The organism is Streptomyces sp. NPDC002958 (genome assembly GCF_055563255.1).
In genome coordinates this window covers 24140-40665 of record NZ_JBVHDS010000011.1, presented here as the reverse complement: position 1 = coordinate 40665, position 16526 = coordinate 24140, and the positions used below count along the sequence as shown (strand labels likewise).

The window sequence follows — 16526 nt, the reverse complement described above, 5'->3', positions numbered from 1 at the left end:
GTTCAGGAGTAGGCGCACCGGAATCCGATGTGACCGGCGGAGCTGTCGGGGGCGTTGGAGGTGCGGGCGGCGACCCGGTAGCGGTTGCAGTAGGAGCGGTGGCACATGTGGGAGCCGCCGCGCATCACGCGGTTGCTGCCGCTGGGTGGGCCGGTCGGGGCGATGCGCGTCAGCTTCGGGTAGTAGTCCTCGGTGCGGCTGACCTCGGTCAGGTCGGGCACCCGCTTCTTGATGGTGTCGATCAGTGGGTACCAGATGGCCGCCGCGTCGACCTGGCCGGAGGAGAAGGCCGTGACGACGGTGCTTGGGTCCGTGGTGACCCGGGTGATGTCGGACGGCTTCAGTCCGGCCTGCCCGAGTGCCAGATTCAGGATCATGTCGCCGGAGGTGCCCTCGGCCACGGCGACCTTCTTGCCTTTCAGGTCAGCGGGCTCGGTGATGCCGGTGCCGGGGCGGGCGATGACGCGGTCGGCCGGGCCGAGCATGTTGACTGCGACGATCTTGGCCTTGCCGGAGGCCGGGAGACACAAGGCGCCTGGGCCGAGGTAGCCGAAGTCGAGGTCGCCGGCGCCGAGCGCTGGGACCTGCAGTGGGCCGTTGGTGAACGCCTTGAGGTCGGGACTCAGCCCTGCCTTCTGCCACAGGCTTTGCTCGGCGGCGACCGCGAGGGCGGCCGAGCCGCTGTAGCCCGCGATGTAGCCGAAGGTGACCGGGGTGGTCTTGCCGGCGGGCGAGGAGGGCGTGGAGTTGCAGCCGGTGGCCTGGGCGCCGCCTCGGCCACCGTCGTCGCCGCCGAACTGATCGCAGCCCAAAGCGGGCTCGGCTTCCGAATGCAGCAGGCCCAGCTGTACTACGACCTGCCCACGATGTTCGTCCAGCTGATCGCCATCGGCGCCGTCGGTCTGACCATGGACCGGCTGTCCAACAGGCCATGGCGGAAGGGGGGTTGCCCGGTGAACAGCGAGGCGCGGGCCGGGGTGCAGACAGCGGTAGGGGTGTAGAAACTGTCGAACCGGGTGCCCTCGGCTGCAAGGGAGTCGAGCGCGGGAGTGCTGATGGTGGTGTTGCCATAGCAGCCCAAGGTGTCGACCCTGTGCTGGTCGGTCATCAGGAACAGGAGGTTTCGGGGTGACACAGACGGACCTTCCGATCGGCCTCTCGGGAAGAAGCGAGTGGGACAACGCGTCAGGCCGGGCCGCAGGAAGAAGTGGCAGAGAGTCCTCGACTGCGCTTTTTTCCTGGATCGGATCGTATTTAGGCAAGGCTCCGTCCACAAGGGGGCGGCGCCCCCGTAATCGCCGACCGCCGCCTCACGTCCTTGTCGGCTCCTCCTGAAGCAGTAGCGCCACCGCCCCGAGAGCCGCCGCGTTGACCCCCAGATCCGCCTGCACAACATCCACCCGTCCCATCGCACGCGACAGAGCAAGCCGGTCGATCGCCTGGCGGATCGGGTCCAGGACCAGCGACCCCAGCTGCGCCAACTCCCCTCCCAGCACGATCCGTGAGGGGTCCAGCTGCGCCGCAGTCCCGGCCAGTACCCGGCCCAGCCGGTCGGCAGCGGTGGAGACCACCCGGGTTGCCGTCGGGGAAAGGTTGCGCACGGCGCCGACCAGGGCGTCCAGGTCGGCCAGGGCAAGACCCTGTCGGGCGCACTGCTCCAGCAGTACCGCGCCTCCGGAGACTCCTTCAAGGCAGCCCCGGCCACCGCAGTGGCAGGGCTTCCCGCCCGGATCAACGCTCACATGACCGATCTCACCGGCACACCCGTGCGCCCCGGCCACGGCTCGACCGCCGACCACCAAGCCGCCGCCGATTCCCGTGGACCAGCGCACATACACAAGATCCTCCACCGAGCGTCCCGCGCCCCAGGTAGCCTCGGCCAGGGCCGCGGCGCGGGAGTTGTTGCCCAGCACCACCGGCACACCGAACTCCTCGGCGATGCGTGTCCGCAACGCATCGATCTCCTTGGGTTTCCACTCGACGCCGACGATTCCGACGAGGCCCGCGCCGATCGCGGTCAGCGTCGAAGGGGCGACCGCCGCCTCACCGGCCGCCCGCCGTAGCAGATCCGCCGCCGCCGGGGCCACTACGTCGGCGCGCACTGCGGAAGGCAGGTCGTGCATGCCGCTGGCGACCACCTCGTGCGAGGTGTTGACGATGACCAGACGCATCCGGCTGCGGCCGATGTCGAACCCCGCGTACAGGCCGGCGGAAGGATTGAGCACGACCCGGCTCGCCGGCCGACCGCGGCCGCGGCCTGCGGTGTCGTCGGCGCCCTGCTCGACCAGGACACCACCTTCGAGCAGTCCGGCGACGATGCTGAACAGCGTGGTCTTGGGCAGGCCGGTGCGCCGGCTCAGCTCGGCGCGGCTGAGCGCCCCCGATCGGCGCAGCTCTGCGAGAACGAGATCGTCGTAAGCCGACCTGTTGCGGCGGGCAGGAGTAGCAGTCACCGCAGCATGATGCGCCCTTGTTCGTTATTCGGGCAAAATCTGGAAGAAATCGCTGCCGTCTGGCCGGGGTCTCCCAGCGCAGCGAGCCTTGCTTCCGCGGTGGCGGACGAACCCGGGATGATCAGGCTCCGTCTGTTCTGACCAACACTCACACTGTTCTGACCAACACTCACGCGACACCTTTGATACACGGGTCGCCGTGGGTCTGGGAACGGGGGGGCGGCGGCCGGGGCGGACGGATCGCGACTGGAGAAGGAGGACCGGCTGCAACCGTCCGGGACGAGATTCTGGTGTAGGTCTCTTGCCGTCCTTGCCGTGCACTCAATACGATCTGTTTTCGGAATAATTTCTGAGCTTGTTGGACACCGTCTCGCCGCACACCGCAGGACCCCGCACGATCGGACGCTCGTACCAGCCTCCGCTGCGGACGGTGAACACCACACGTCACCCGCACAAGGCGCCGGCCATCGATGTACCCGCACATCCATGACACCCAATGCCCGACATCAGGAGGCGTCATGCAACACCCCAGGCGTCGATCGTTCCTTGCCGGCGCGACCGGAGCCGTCGCCGTGGCCACTCTCGGAACGTCGGCCCGAGCGGCGGACGACAGCGGGTCCGAAGCCACGTTCGCGCTCGTTCGCAACGGCCGTGGCAAGGCGACGGTGCTGTGGTGGGGCGGCGCCACCGCACGGCTCGCGGCCTCTGAACTGGCTGACTACGTAGAGCGGATGAGCGGTGCCCGCCTCCAAGTCCTGCGTGCACGGCCTGAACAGCCGCAGACGGCAACCTCCGGAGTGCTTGTGCTGCCCGGCAGCCGGGGCCAGGCAACCACCGTCCCGTCGGTGTGGCCGGCCAAGGCCGACAGACGGCTGCGCGGCCAGGTCACGGACAGCTACCTGGTCAGCGCCACCCCGCACGGCGTGCTGCTGAGTGGTGTGGGCGACCGCGGCGTGGTGTACGCGACATACGCGCTGCTGGAGCAGTTCGGAGTCGGCTTTTTCGCACCGCAGTTCAGCTACTACCAGGGTGCTGCCGAGACCGTAACTCAGGGTCTTTCCGTACGACTACTACGGGGCCGGAGTCACTCGTCACGAGGACTTCGCGACAGGGATGGCACCGGAACTCGCCGAGCGCGGCATCATCGTGGAAGTCGGCGGCCACGGGTACGACGCATTTCTCCGCCGGGCGGACTACCCGCAGTACTACACTCCCGGGGTCGACGTCTTCAACGTGCACGACGACGCTGCGGTATCACAGTACATCGCCAACGTCGTGACCTATCTGCGTGCCTCGGGCCCGCTCGAGGCTTCGGAAACGGTCCGCCGGGGCGCCGGGACCGACGTCACACCCGGAAATTACACCGCTACTGTCGCCTTTTTGGCCGACGGCAAGGAACTGACGTCTACTCAGTGCGTCGTCAATGTGTCCCGGTAGAAACAGTTCTCGCTGGCAGGACGGCGACGGCAAGTCGGAATTGATCACGGCAGACACCATCCGGCCGAAAGAGACCGAATGGGGCCTCTGGCTCCCGTGATCACGGAAGCCATTCCGCACTGAAGCACGTCAGGCCGTTGAAACAAGTCGCAGCCGGAGGAGGACGGCTGAGCAGATATCTGCTGATCAACAATCCCCGATACCCCGTAGGAGAGGTACGTGTCTCATCTCCCCTCCGCGCAGCCATTCTGCCGCAGATCGCTTCCGGTCGCGTTGACCACGACGGTCGGACACGTCTTAGCGCTGATCGTGGCGCTCGCTGTCGCCGCGCTCACGGTGATCGCTGTGCCGACCGCAGCCTCCGCCTCCGCGGCCTCCGCCGAGAATCCTGTCCCGGCCACGAAGGCCGCCGACCCCACGTCGCCCGGCCAGCACCCCACCAATCAGGTGTGCGCCAAGCCGTCAAAAGCCGGTGAGATGTCCTGCCTCGCCATGGTCCGCACCGATGTCGTCTCGGCGAAGGGTGTCCAGGCTGATGCCGCTCCCGCCGGTTTCGGCCCGGCCGACCTGCAGAGCGCGTACAACCTGCCCACCGCTGGATCCACTGAGACGGTCGCGATCGTCGATGCGTACGACAACCCGAAGGCCGAGGCGGACCTGGCGGTCTACCGTCAGCAGTACGGGCTGCCGCCGTGCACCACGGCCAATGGCTGCTTCAAGAAGATCGACCAGCGCGGCGGCACGAACTATCCGCCACCGGACTCCGGGTGGGCCGCGGAGATCGCACTCGACATCGACATGGTCAGCGCGATATGCCCGACCTGCAAAATCCTGCTGGTCGAGGCCGACGACAGCAACGTGGGCAACCTGGGTACGGCCGTGAACCAGGCGGTGGCCCAGGGCGCCAAGTTCGTTTCCAACAGCTACGGCGGCTTTGAAGGTCCCGATCAAATCCAGGCCGACGAAGCCTATTTCAACCATCCCGGCGTCGCGATCACCGTCAGCACCGGTGACTATGGCTATGGGGTCTCGTATCCCGCCACGTCGCCGTATGTGACGGCGGTCGGTGGAACATCGCTGGTCAAGAACACTTCGACCAACCGTGGTTGGACCGAGAGCGCGTGGGGTGGTGCGGGCAGCGGCTGCTCGGCGTATGCGCCCAAGCCTTCGTTCCAGCAGGACACCGGCTGCACGCGACGTGCGGACGCCGATGTGTCCGCGGTCGCGGACCCGAACACCGGTGTCGCGGTCTACCACGATGGCTGGCAGGTCTTCGGCGGCACCAGCGCGTCCGCCCCGATCATCGCCTCGGCCTACGCGCTGGCCGGGACACCGACGACGGGTTCGGCGCCGAACTCCTATCCCTACGCCCAGCCGTCCGCGCTCAACGATGTGACGTCCGGAAGGAACGGCAGCTGCTCGCCTGCGGGCTACCTGTGCGCTGCGGGGCCGGGTTACGACGGGCCCACCGGCCTAGGCACTCCGAACGGGCTCGCCGCGTTCCGTTCCGGGCCGAACGGCACTGTCACGGGCACCGTCACCGACGGCACGGCTCCACTGGCGGCGGCCAAGGTCACCGTGGGTGACGTCACGGCGATGACGGACGGGCAGGGGCACTTCACCCTGACCGTGCCACCGGGAACGTATGACGTCAGCGCGAGCAAGTTCGGGTACGCCGGCAAGACCGTGCCGGGTGTCGCGATCGCTGACGGGAAGAAGGTGACCGAAGACTTCGCGCTGACCGCGAAGCCGCGTGTCGACGTCATCGGCACGGTCCATGACGGTTCTGGCCAGGGCTGGCCGCTGTATGCGACCGTACGGGTCAAGGACGAGCCGACGGCGGTCGCCTACACCGACCCCAAGACGGGGAAGTACACCCTGAGCCTGCCCGCCGGGAACACCTACACTCTGCAGGTCGACCCGTTGTATCCGGGCTACCAGCGGGACTCTCAGGATGTGCAGGTGGGTTCGGCGGATGTGACGCATGACGTCAATGCATCGGTCGACCCGATGACCTGCAGCGCGGCCGGATACGGCTACCGCTACGCCGGTACCACCGAGTCGTTCAACGGCTTCACCACGCCAGCGGGCTGGACCGTCGATGACAAGGTCGGCAACGGCCAGACCTGGGTGTTCAACGATCCCCGCAGGCGCGGCAACAAGACCGGCGGGTCCGGCGGCTTCGCCATCGTCGACAGCAGCAACTACGGTTACGGAAACACCCAGGACACGTCGCTGATCAGCCCGGTTATGGACTTCAGTCAGCGAACCCACCCTTCCCTGATCTTCCGCACCGACTACTACGGCTTCTCGTTCGGCCAGACCGGGGACGTCGATCTCAGCGTCGACGGCGGCCAGACGTGGACCAACGCCTGGCACCACACCAAGGACAGCGCCCGGGGGCCGCGGACCGAGGTAGTGGACCTGTCCCAGGCTGCCGGCAAGGCCAACGTCCAGGTACGGTTCCACCTCACCGCCAAGTGGGGGTGGTGGTGGCAGGTCGACGACGTCTTCCTCGGCGACCGCACCTGTGACCCGGCACCGGGCGGCATGGTTGTCGGCCGGGTGACCGACAAGAACACCGGGGCCGGGATCAACGGCGCCTCGGTGACCTCGGCCGACAAGCCCGCGGAGAAGACGACCTCGGCGGCGACGCCGAACGACCCGAAGCTGGGCGACGGCTTCTACTGGATGTTCTCCTCGCTCACCGGGGAGCACAAGTTCTCCGCCACGGTGGGGAACTACTACGTCGCACAGGACATCACCGTCAACGTGGCCCCGAACCAGGCAACTGACGGCACGTTCGCCCTGCCCGCACCCCGGATCGCGGTCAGCCCGGCCAAGCTCAGCAAGACGGTCGCCTGGAAGGGCCAGGGCAGCTCCACCCTGACCTTGAAGAACACCGGAACAGCCCCGGTGACCGCCAAGATCGATGAGCTGCCGGGCGTCCACCAGCCCGCCGCGGCGCAGCAGGGCGCTCCGCTGCAGGAGGTGAAGGGAAACTACAGCCCTCTGCGGCTCCGGCCCGGCAAGATCACGCAGACGGCGACCGCCAAGCCCTCGGCGACGCCGTACGAGGCACCGTGGACGACGGTGCCCGACTACCCCATCCCGATCATGGACAACGCTGTGGCGACCATCGACGGCAAGGTCTACTCAGTCGGCGGAGTCGACGGCACGCATGTCCTCAGCAAGGCATACGTCTACTCCCCAGGCGCCCAGGGGTGGAGTGCCCTGCCGAACCTGAGCGTCGCCCGGGAAGCGCCGCAGGCGGCCGCCTACGGCGGCAAGCTCTACGTCTTCGGCGGCTGGGACGCGAACGGGAATCCGGCGGCCAAGACCGAGATCTACGACCCGCTGACCGGCGCCTGGTCCACCGGCGCCGACAACCCGAAGCCGCACGCCGGCGCCGCCGTGACCGTGCTGGGCAGCAAGATCTACATCGTCGGCGGCTGCGCGTCCGCCTGTGGCACGACGGACGTGCAGGTGTACGACCCGGCCACGAACTCCTGGAGTTCGAGCAAGGCCTACCCGGAGTCGATTTCCTGGCTCGGCTGCGGCGCCATCGCGAACAAGCTGTACTGCGCGGGCGGGTTGTCGGGAAGTGCCACCACCAAGCACGCCTACAGCTACGACCCGGCGTCCGACAGTTGGATTCCCGTCGCCGATCTGCCGATCGACCTGTGGGGGATGGGTTACTCAGCGGTAAACGGCAAGCTCCTCGTGTCCGGCGGCGTGACCAACGGCTCCGGGACGCTCACCAACAAGGGCTCCGCCTACGACCCGGGTTCCAACACCTGGACCGCGCTGCCCAACTCCAGCCGCACTCTCTACCGTGGTGGCTCCGCCTGCGGCTTCTACAAGATCGGAGGTAGTACCGGAAGCTTCGTCGCCTTTACGACCTCGGAGCTGCTGCCCGGCTTCGACCAGTGCGCTGACACCACCGATGTCCCCTGGCTGTCAGAGAACAAGACCGACGTGACGCTTCAGCCGGGCGAGAGCGTTGACGTCACCGTGAACTTCAACGCGAACATCGCCGGGATCACACAGCCCGGCACGTTCACCGCGCAGCTCATGATCAGCGCGAAGACCCCGCACGGGATCGCGCCGGTGCCGGTGACGTTCGTGGTGAACCCGCCCAAGACCTGGGGAAAGATCACCGGGACGGTCACCGGAACCGACTGCACCGGCACGCCGACGCCACTGGCCGGAGCAAGCGTGCAGATCACCTCGAAGAAGACGGCGAGCTACACGTTGAAGACCGACCAGAACGGTCATTACTCGCTCTGGCTCGACGTCAGAAACAACCCGCTCACGGTGACCGCGTCCAAGGACGGCTGGGCGTTGCAGACCGTGTCGGTCGAGATTGTGCCACGCAAGGCAACCACGGCCGACTTCTCTCTCAAACCCGACCACACCTGCACCTGATCCAACGCTCGTGCGGGCCGGGCCCCGGCCCGGCTCGCACTGGCAGATGACGGCCTCGCCACCGATCCGATGGCGGGGCCGTCACCCTTCTCGGACCGCCTCCGGTCTACAGAGGAGTGGCTCGGCGGCCTGGAGCCCTTCGCCGACCTCGGTCCGTGCCCGGAGGCCCGGGGAGACCTGGGGCTCCCTCGTCACGTCTTCCGTGCAGGTAGCGGCGGCTACCGGGGGTGGACGAGGACAGGGCCGAGCTTGCCGGGCCGTACCGCGTGGGCGATGAGCGATGCTCCCGGCGTCGTCCGGGGGAGGGGGCCGCTCCCGGACGCAGGGATCCCGTGCCGGTCATCGGCCGAGGAACGCGCCGATCCGCTCCCGCAGACCCTGCGGATCCAGACCGTGGGCGGCGAGGTGCTCGTCCATCTCGCCGTACTTGCGCAGCTCGGCCCGGCCCACCCCGAGGCCCAGCACCCGGTGTGGCAGCTCCGCCAGCGCGTCATTGGCCGCAGTCGTGGAGGTGCCCGCCAGATACGGCTCGACGATCACCACATCGGCGGACCCCTGGCCACCGGCCGCCCGCCGCAGCCCGGCCCAGTCGAACGGGCGGACGGTCGTCGCGTACAGCACGCTCACATCGAGGCCCTCGGTCGCTGCGAGGACGTTGTCCAGCATCGGTCCGACCGCGATCACGACCCCGCCCTTCCCTTCCCGCACCGCGGTGAACCCGGTCCTCGCACCGATCTGCCGGGCCCGGTCATTGGACTGCATCGACAGCCGCACGTACACCCGGTCGTCCCCGGCCGCGGCCTGCCGCAGCAGCTCCTCGGCCTCGTCGGGGTGGCCCGGCACGTGAATCGTCCAACCGTCGAGGGTGTCCATGAGGGCGACATCGCCCGGCGACATATGGGTGAAGCCGCCGGCAGGCCAGTCAAACGAGCCTCCGGCGCTCACCAGCACCCCGCCCACTCCCTGGTGGCCGAAGTCAAGCTTGACCTGCTCGAATGGCCGCTCCACCAGAAAGCTGGCGAAGGTGTGCACGATAGGCCGCAGACCGGTGAGCGCCATTCCGGCGCCCGCCCCGATCAGCAGCTGTTCCCTGATTCCCACATTGATCACCCGGTCCGGATGGGCCTGCTCCGCCCGGTCGAAGCCGTCCCGGCTGATATCGGCCAGCACCAGCGCGATGCGGGGGTCCTCGTCCAGCAGCTGCGACGTGGTCGAGATGAAGCGGTCACGCATGGTGTCCATGTGAAGTGTCCCTTTCCGGTCTCGTTGTCTCTGCGTCTTCGGCCGTCGCCGGGTGCATTCAGCTCTTGGGGGCGACGCGCGCGACCACGGCCCGCGGCAGCCCGGGATGCGGCGCCGTGAAGGCCGCGTACAACGCCTGGTGGTCCCGTCCGTCGACGGCGTCGACCGACCAGCCCGCGGCCTGGAACCGGGCCGAGATCCCGCCGGGCCGGCCGTAGGACGCCGACGCGTTGTCGATCACCACGGTGTGCAGCTGTTCCAGCCCGGCAGGGCCCGCGTACGCGAGCGCCTCGTGATTGCTGCCCTCGTCCAGCTCGGCGTCCCCGATCAGCACCCACACCCTCGGGTCGGTCAGCCCCTGCGCCCGCAGGCCGAGCACGCTGCCCACGGCCAGCGGCAGCCCGTGCCCCAGGGATCCGCTGCCGATCTCGACCCCCGGCACCAGCGTGCGGTCCGGATGGTGCCCGAGCGGCGAGTCGTACGTTCCGAATCCCGACAGCAGCTTCTCGTCGAAGAAGCCGTGCGCGGCCAGGACGGCGTAGTACGCCATCGGTCCATGCCCCTTGGACAGCAGGAACCGGTCACGGCCGGGTGCGTCGACGGCGTCGGGCGTCACCCGAAGCACCCGGTCGTACAGCACCCATAGTGCGTCCAGCGTGGAGGTCGCGGCGGGGCCGTGCTTCTCGTCCCCCGTCATCAGGCTCATCAGCCTGTTCATGTCGTGGTGGTCGCCCGTGGTCGCAGCAGTCGTGTTCGTCATTGACTCAGCCTTGAACATCAAGCTTGGTTGAGGTCAAGCCGACATAGGCGTTCGTGACCACCCGTCCAAGTGCGGTATTGTTCTCATGCGCGTTCGGCCAGGGGGAAACCCCAGGTCAGGCGGGCATCGGGACGTGGCGCAGCTTGGTAGCGCACTTGACTGGGGGTCAAGGGGTCGCAGGTTCAAATCCTGTCGTCCCGACTGTGCTTTTCGCAGGTCGGAGGCCGTTCTCTCATCCATGAGAGGACGGCCTTTCGTGTGTCCGGATGACTGATGATCGCGCCTTTGTCGCGTGATCGGCATCTCGTCGTCTATCGCGCCACTCATGCCTCACGCATCGGTGAGGGGGTTCCGCTCGAGCTGTCACGCGGCCGCTCACCCTGCTCCGGCGGCGTGTCCGGCTCTCGCCGGACTTGCCCGGCGGAGGCCGGTCCGGCTTCGCGGCGGCCGATTCCGTGGCCTGGTGTGGCCATGGGCCCCGAGCGTGGCATCCCGTTCAAGCGGTACCGCTTGAATGATCAGAATGGCGAGGGGTTAGCATATGAGCGCCGCCTAGCTCGAAAGATAAACCTGTGACTGTCAATGACGACTCGTTCACCAACTGGAAGAACCGCGAGGAGATCGCGGAGTCGATGATCCCGATCATCGGGAAGCTGCACCGGGAGCGGGACGTCACGATCCTGCTCCACAGCCGCTCCTTGGTGAACAAGTCGGTGGTCAGCATCCTCAAGACCCACCGATTCGCCCGGCAGATCGACGGTGAGGAACTCTCGGTCACCGAGACGCTGCCGTTCCTGCAGGCTCTCGCCACGCTGGATCTCGGCCCTTCCCAGATCGACATCGGCATGCTCGCCGCGACGTACAAGACCGACGACCGCGGTCTCTCGGTGGAGGAATTCACTGCCGAGGGCGTCGCCGGGGCCACGGGTGCCAACAAGATCGAGTGCCGCGAGCCCCGCGATGTCGTCCTCTACGGGTTCGGCCGCATCGGCCGCCTCGTCGCCCGCCTGCTCATCGAGAAGGCCGGCTCCGGCAACGGCCTGCGACTGCGTGCCATCGTCGTCCGCCAGGGCGGCGACCAGGACATCGTCAAGCGCGCCTCGCTGTTGCGCCGCGACTCCATCCACGGTCAGTTCCAGGGCACGATCACCGTCGACGAGGCGGACAGCACGATCATCGCCAACGGCAACGAGATCAAGGTGATCTATGCCAACGACCCGGCGGAGGTCGACTACACGGCGTACGGCATCAAGGACGCCATCCTCATCGACAACACCGGCAAGTGGCGTGACCGTGCGGGCCTGTCGAAGCACCTGCGCCCCGGCATCGGCAAGGTCGTCCTGACCGCGCCGGGCAAGGGCGACGTCCCCAACATCGTCCACGGCGTCAACCACGAAACGATCAAGCAGGACGAGCAGGTCCTGTCCTGCGCGTCCTGCACCACCAACGCGATCGTCCCGCCGCTGAAGGCGATGGCCGACGAGTTCGGCGTCCTGCGCGGTCACGTGGAGACCGTCCACTCGTTCACCAATGACCAGAACCTGCTGGACAACTACCACAACTCCGACCGCCGCGGCCGCTCGGCGCCGCTCAACATGGTCATCACCGAAACCGGTGCCGCCTCCGCCGTCGCCAAGGCGCTTCCCGACCTCAAGGCGCCGATCACCGGCAGCTCGATCCGTGTGCCGGTGCCGGACGTGTCGATCGCGATCCTCAGCCTGCGGCTCGGGCGCGAGACCACCCGCGAGGAAGTCCTCGACTACCTCCGCAACGTGTCGCTCACCTCGCCGCTCAAGCGCCAGATCGACTTCACCACCGCCCCCGACGCGGTTTCGAGCGACTTCATCGGCTCGCGCCACGCCTCGATCGTCGACGCGGGCGCCACCAAGGTCGACGGCGACAACGCGATCCTCTACCTGTGGTACGACAACGAGTTCGGCTACTCCTGCCAGGTCATCCGCGTCGTCCAGCACGTATCCGGGGTCGAGTACCCGACCTATCCGGTTCCGGTGGTCTGATCTCGGCGGACTGTCCGATCCCGTGTGTCCTGGCAGTTGATGGCCTGAGGGCTGAAGGGCTGATTGCGCGTCAGATCCTGCTGTTCGGTGACTGGTTGCGGATCACACGTCCCAGAGGCCGTGTCGACGGAAGTCGATACGGCCTCTGGGACGCTTCTGAGGGCTGGATAAGGCCAGTTGGGGCTGCTGAGGGCCGGTTGGGTTCGCCCCGCCGGCCGCCCGGCGCCGTTCACCCTGGACGACTCCGTGCTGACGGACACCACGATCCGGCAGACCGTCCATGTCTCGGTCGGCTGTGACCATCCGCACCTCAACCCGTCGGGCTACCAGGCGCCGACGGACACCGCCCCGGCTGTTCCTGCCGGCACCGCTTCCCAGGGGCTTCGGCTACAACTGACCTCGCGCTTCGGACGGCCCCGCCTGCGTACAGGCGGGGCCGTCCCCGGGTTCTACCGGGCCGGCGTCCCGTGGGGCACCGCGGCCGGCGCGGGGGCGTAGCCGGTGGCCCGGGTGGTGAAGGTTCCCCGGCCCTGGGTCCGGCTGCGCAGCCGGGTCGCATAGCCGAACAACTCCGCCAGCGGCACAATCGCGGTGACTACCGCCGTGCCCGCCCGCGCGGTCGAGCCCGAGACCCGGCCGCGCCGTGCCGCCAGGTCGCCTAGCACCCCGCCCACGGCGTCATCGGGCACGGTGACCGTTACCTCCACCACCGGCTCCAGCAGCACCATCACGCTGTTGCGCAGCGCCTCCCGAAGAGCGAGCCTCCCGGCCGTCCGGAACGCCATCTCCGAGGAGTCCTTGGAATGGGTCGCCCCGTCGGTCAGCGTGACCCGCAGTCCGGTCACCGGGTGACCGCCGAGGGGGCCCTCGGCCAGGGCATCCCGGCAGCCGGCCTCCACTGCCCGGATGTACTCCTGCGGCACCCGTCCACCGACCACGGTCGAACGGAACACAAAGTCCACCGAGTTGCCGCTGTCGTTGTCACCGTCGGCCTCCAGCGGCTGCGCGTCGAGGACGACATGAGCGAACTGTCCCGCGCCTCCGTCCTGCTTGACGTGTCGGTACACCAATGCGGACACTCCGCGGACGACCGTCTCCCGATAGGCCACTTGCGGCCGGCCGACGCCGACGGCCAGCCCGTGAGCACGACGGATCTTCTCCACCGCGACCTCCAGATGCAGTTCCCCCATTCCCGACAGGACCGTCTGACCGGTCTCGGGGTCGGTCCGGACAGTCAGCGAGGGATCCTCCTCGACCAGCCGCGCCAGCGCCGACGCCAACCGGTCGGTGTCGATGCTCCTGCGGGCCTCGACCGCCACGGACACGACCGGATCGGCCACACAAGGCGGTTCGAGAACCAACGGCGCCGCAGGTGTGCACAGGGTGGCCCCGGCGCGGGCGGCTTTCAGCCCGATCACCGCGACGATGTCCCCGGCCACCGCCCGTTCCACATCCGAGTGCTGACCGGCCTGTACCCGCAGGATCCGGCCAATCCGCTCGTTGCGCCGCGCGCCCACATCCAACACCGCGTCCCCCTTCCGGATCGTTCCCGAATACACACGCAGGTAGGTCAGCCGCCCCGTGGCGGCCGAGTTCACCTTGAACACCAGCGCGGCGAACGGCGCCGCCGGATCGGCGGCCCGCTCCTGCATCGCGCCGTCCAGGGTGCCGCGCACCGCCGGCACATCCAACGGCGAGGGCAGATAGTCCACAACGGCCTCCAGCAGAGGCTCGATCCCACGGTTGCGGTAAGCCGAACCGCACAACACCACCACGCCCTCACCGGTACGGGTCAGGTCGCGCAGCGCGGCGGCCAGAGTCGGTGCGGAGACCGTCGACTCCGCGCAGAACTCCTCCAGGGCGGCCGGATGGAGTTCCGCCACCGCCTCCTCGAGCAGCCGGCGCCGCCGGAGCGCCTCTTCTCGCAGGTCGTCCGGCACCTGCCCCTCTTCGTATGTGCCGCGGCCGTCGGCCCAGACCAGCGACCGCATCCGCAGCAGATCCACCACTCCGGTGAACCCGTCCTCCTTTCCGACCGGCAGCTGCACCACCAGCGGGACCGTGTGCAGCCGCTCCCTTATCGAGGCGACCGCCGTGTCGAGGTCGGCACCGGCACGGTCCAGCTTGTTGACGAAGGCGATCCGCGGCACCCCGTGCCGATCGGCCTGCCGCCACACCGACTCGCTCTGCGGTTCGACCCCCGCGACGGCGTCGAACACCGCGATCGCGCCGTCGAGCACCCGTAGCGAGCGCTCCACCTCGTCGGAGAAGTCGACGTGGCCCGGCGTGTCGATCAGATTGATCCGGTGACCGCCCCAGGCGCAACTCACCGCGGCGGCGAAGATGGTGATCCCGCGATCGCGTTCCTGGGGATCGAAGTCGGTGACGGTCGTCCCGTCATGGACCTCGCCCCGCTTGTGGGTGGTGCCGGTGAGGTAGAGGATCCGTTCGGTGACGGTGGTCTTTCCGGCGTCGACATGGGCGAGGATGCCCAGATTGCGAACGCCGGTCAGCGGACTGGTGAGATGACGGTGCAGGTCGGTACGCACGGCCCATGGCCTTTCGGGGTGATCCAAATCGGGGCTGCGCGATTCCCGGACGAACCGGCCTGCGGTCAGGCCACACAGAAACCCCTGATGCGGCGCAACGCATCGGTACGCAGCAGCCGAGGCGGCTCAACACCACTCAGGCAGGGGTCAGTTGCTCGTCACGGACATCCGGCGCCGGCCGCGCAGCAGGCACCGGGCGCACGTAGACACCAGGATCACCTCGTACCGTGACTGGGGGACGACGACAGCGGTGCGGTATCGCATAGCTGGTCTCCCCTCACTGGTCACGGTGCGCGCTGCGATGTTGTTGCAGCGTGCGGTTCGTGGCGAGTGTAGTGAACCCGGTGCGGGCAGGGCACCGGGTTTTCCGGGGAATGAGGGGGTGCGCGGATGGGGACTGCCCAGATCCTGTGGCTGTGGCTGTTGCCGTGATCACCGGTCCGCCGGACTCCTTCAACGCTCATGCGCCGTGCCGGTCATGAGCGTTGAAGGGCGCTGTGAAGGATGAAACGATCCCGAGGAACCGTCGGTCAAGGGAAGGGACTTACATCGATGGACGAAGAGCATGGTCTCCCGGCCGCAAAGGTCTTCGATGCTCTGGGCGCCGAGTACGAGCGGGCGTTCGCCGAGTCGGCCACCCACCACGCCTCGCTCCGGCGGCTGTTGGAGCACATCGCTCCGCACAGCAGGGTCCTGGACGTGGGCAGCGGAACGGGTCGGCCGACCGCGCAGACTCTGGCCGATGCGGGTCATGACGTGCTGGGTGTCGATGTCTCGCCCGGCATGGTGGATCTGGCGGCCCGGCAAGTGCCAGGTGCTTCCTTCGAGTGCGCAGATATTCGTGAACTTCCCCTGGATGAAGGGAGTTTCGATGCGGTCTGCGTGTACTTCTCGTTGCTTCAGATGTCCCGCGACGACCAGTTGCGACTCCTACGGAAGCTGGGGCGACTGCTGGTTCCCGGAGGGCACCTGGTCGTCGCGACGGTGCCGCTGGACGTCGAGGACGTCAGCGTCGTCTTCATGGGACAGAAAGTGCAGGCGACCAGCTTCGGCGCCGACGCGTTCACCGAGCTGGTCGCCGGGGCCGGGTTCACGATCCTGTGGGAGCGGGCCAGTCTGTTCACCCCGGCTTACGAAGGAGCGGTGGCCGAGCCCCAGTTGTTCCTGCACTGCCGACGGGCCTGACCTTCCGGGTCTGCCCGGGAAGTCGCCCGTTACTCTCTCAGCGCTCGCGCAGCAGCACCCCGGACCGCCGCGGACGACGTACCGCGGGGTACCGCTGCACAAGCGCGCCCGGACGCTTGCAGGCGTTCAGCGAGCCCTTCCATCTGCGGAGCGCCTGCCTGCCGCATCTGCGCCATTGCGTGGGTGAGACGGGTACGGGCTGCCCACCCCTGGTGACCAGCGCGTTGACCGGCGTCATCGGATCCATTGCCATGGTCTTGGCCAGCAGCACGCCGATCACCAGCGGGGTCAGAGTCACGGCCAGGGCCGTACCGGCGGTGGTGACGTGCTGCATGCGGGGGCGGTGCGGTGCGTCAGGAGCCATGGTGGTCATTCGATCAGCCACGGCCTGTTGGCGAATCGGACGACGTACTCAGCTCGGTCGTCCTTTCGTACTCACACCTGGTGTACGACT

Annotated in this window: 10 protein-coding genes, 1 tRNA gene and 2 pseudogenes; 6 read left to right on the top strand and 7 right to left on the bottom strand. The window is 67.9% G+C overall.

From position 1 onward, the window contains the following. Window positions 1-2: 2 nt before the first annotated feature. The gene (locus tag ACZ3IC_RS20520; RefSeq protein WP_467417979.1) at window positions 3-812 is read right to left on the bottom strand and encodes an ABC transporter substrate-binding protein; all 810 of its coding nucleotides are present in this window, start codon (window positions 810-812) and stop codon (window positions 3-5) included. Between ACZ3IC_RS20520 and ACZ3IC_RS20515 the strand changes: the two are divergent. Next, a pseudogene (locus ACZ3IC_RS20515) lies at window positions 759-1001 on the top strand (hypothetical protein); the annotation flags it as partial. The gene ACZ3IC_RS20520 and the pseudogene ACZ3IC_RS20515 overlap by 54 nt on opposite strands. On the opposite strand, the pseudogene ACZ3IC_RS20510 reads toward ACZ3IC_RS20515, so the two are convergent. Next, window positions 923-1108: pseudogene (locus tag ACZ3IC_RS20510) on the bottom strand (sulfatase-like hydrolase/transferase); the annotation flags it as partial. The pseudogenes ACZ3IC_RS20515 and ACZ3IC_RS20510 sit on opposite strands and share 79 nt — an antisense overlap. A 202-nt stretch (window positions 1109-1310) precedes the next feature. Beyond that, window positions 1311-2453 (bottom strand): ROK family transcriptional regulator, encoded by a 1143-nt coding sequence (locus ACZ3IC_RS20505; RefSeq protein ID WP_467417977.1) that lies wholly within the window; start codon window positions 2451-2453, stop codon window positions 1311-1313. A gap of 1113 nt (window positions 2454-3566) precedes the next feature. On the opposite strand from ACZ3IC_RS20505, the gene ACZ3IC_RS20500 reads away from it, so the two are divergent. Further along, window positions 3567-3890 (top strand): hypothetical protein, encoded by a 324-nt coding sequence (locus ACZ3IC_RS20500; protein WP_467417976.1) that lies wholly within the window; start codon window positions 3567-3569, stop codon window positions 3888-3890. A 219-nt stretch (window positions 3891-4109) separates the two neighbouring features. Beyond that, window positions 4110-8318 (top strand): carboxypeptidase regulatory-like domain-containing protein, encoded by a 4209-nt coding sequence (locus tag ACZ3IC_RS20495; RefSeq protein ID WP_467417974.1) that lies wholly within the window; start codon window positions 4110-4112, stop codon window positions 8316-8318. 339 nt (window positions 8319-8657) lie between these two features. Here the strand turns inward: ACZ3IC_RS20495 and ACZ3IC_RS20490 are convergent, their stop codons facing one another. Beyond that, window positions 8658-9560, bottom strand: coding sequence for a transketolase family protein (locus tag ACZ3IC_RS20490; RefSeq protein WP_467417972.1), 903 nt, complete (start codon window positions 9558-9560; stop codon window positions 8658-8660). Window positions 9561-9618: 58 nt separating this feature from the next. Next, window positions 9619-10320 (bottom strand): transketolase, encoded by a 702-nt coding sequence (locus ACZ3IC_RS20485; protein ID WP_467417970.1) that lies wholly within the window; start codon window positions 10318-10320, stop codon window positions 9619-9621. 127 nt (window positions 10321-10447) lie between these two features. Between ACZ3IC_RS20485 and ACZ3IC_RS20480 the strand changes: the two genes are divergently transcribed. Beyond that, window positions 10448-10521, top strand: a tRNA-Pro gene (locus ACZ3IC_RS20480). 371 nt (window positions 10522-10892) lie between these two features. Beyond that, window positions 10893-12338, top strand: coding sequence for a glyceraldehyde-3-phosphate dehydrogenase (locus tag ACZ3IC_RS20475; protein ID WP_467417968.1), 1446 nt, complete (start codon window positions 10893-10895; stop codon window positions 12336-12338). Between the two features lie 449 nt (window positions 12339-12787). Here ACZ3IC_RS20475 and fusA read toward each other — a convergent pair whose 3' ends face one another. Beyond that, window positions 12788-14887, bottom strand: a complete 2100-nt coding sequence (gene fusA, locus ACZ3IC_RS20470; RefSeq protein ID WP_467417966.1) for an elongation factor G — start codon at window positions 14885-14887, stop codon at window positions 12788-12790. A gap of 552 nt (window positions 14888-15439) precedes the next feature. Between fusA and ACZ3IC_RS20465 the strand changes: the two genes are divergently transcribed. Then, window positions 15440-16072, top strand: coding sequence for a class I SAM-dependent methyltransferase (locus tag ACZ3IC_RS20465; RefSeq protein WP_467417964.1), 633 nt, complete (start codon window positions 15440-15442; stop codon window positions 16070-16072). A 37-nt stretch (window positions 16073-16109) separates the two neighbouring features. Here the strand turns inward: ACZ3IC_RS20465 and ACZ3IC_RS20460 are convergent, their stop codons facing one another. After that, a complete protein-coding gene (locus tag ACZ3IC_RS20460) occupies window positions 16110-16436 on the bottom strand; it encodes a hypothetical protein (protein ID WP_467417963.1) in 327 nt (108 codons plus the stop codon). Between the last annotated feature and the right edge of the window lie 90 nt (window positions 16437-16526).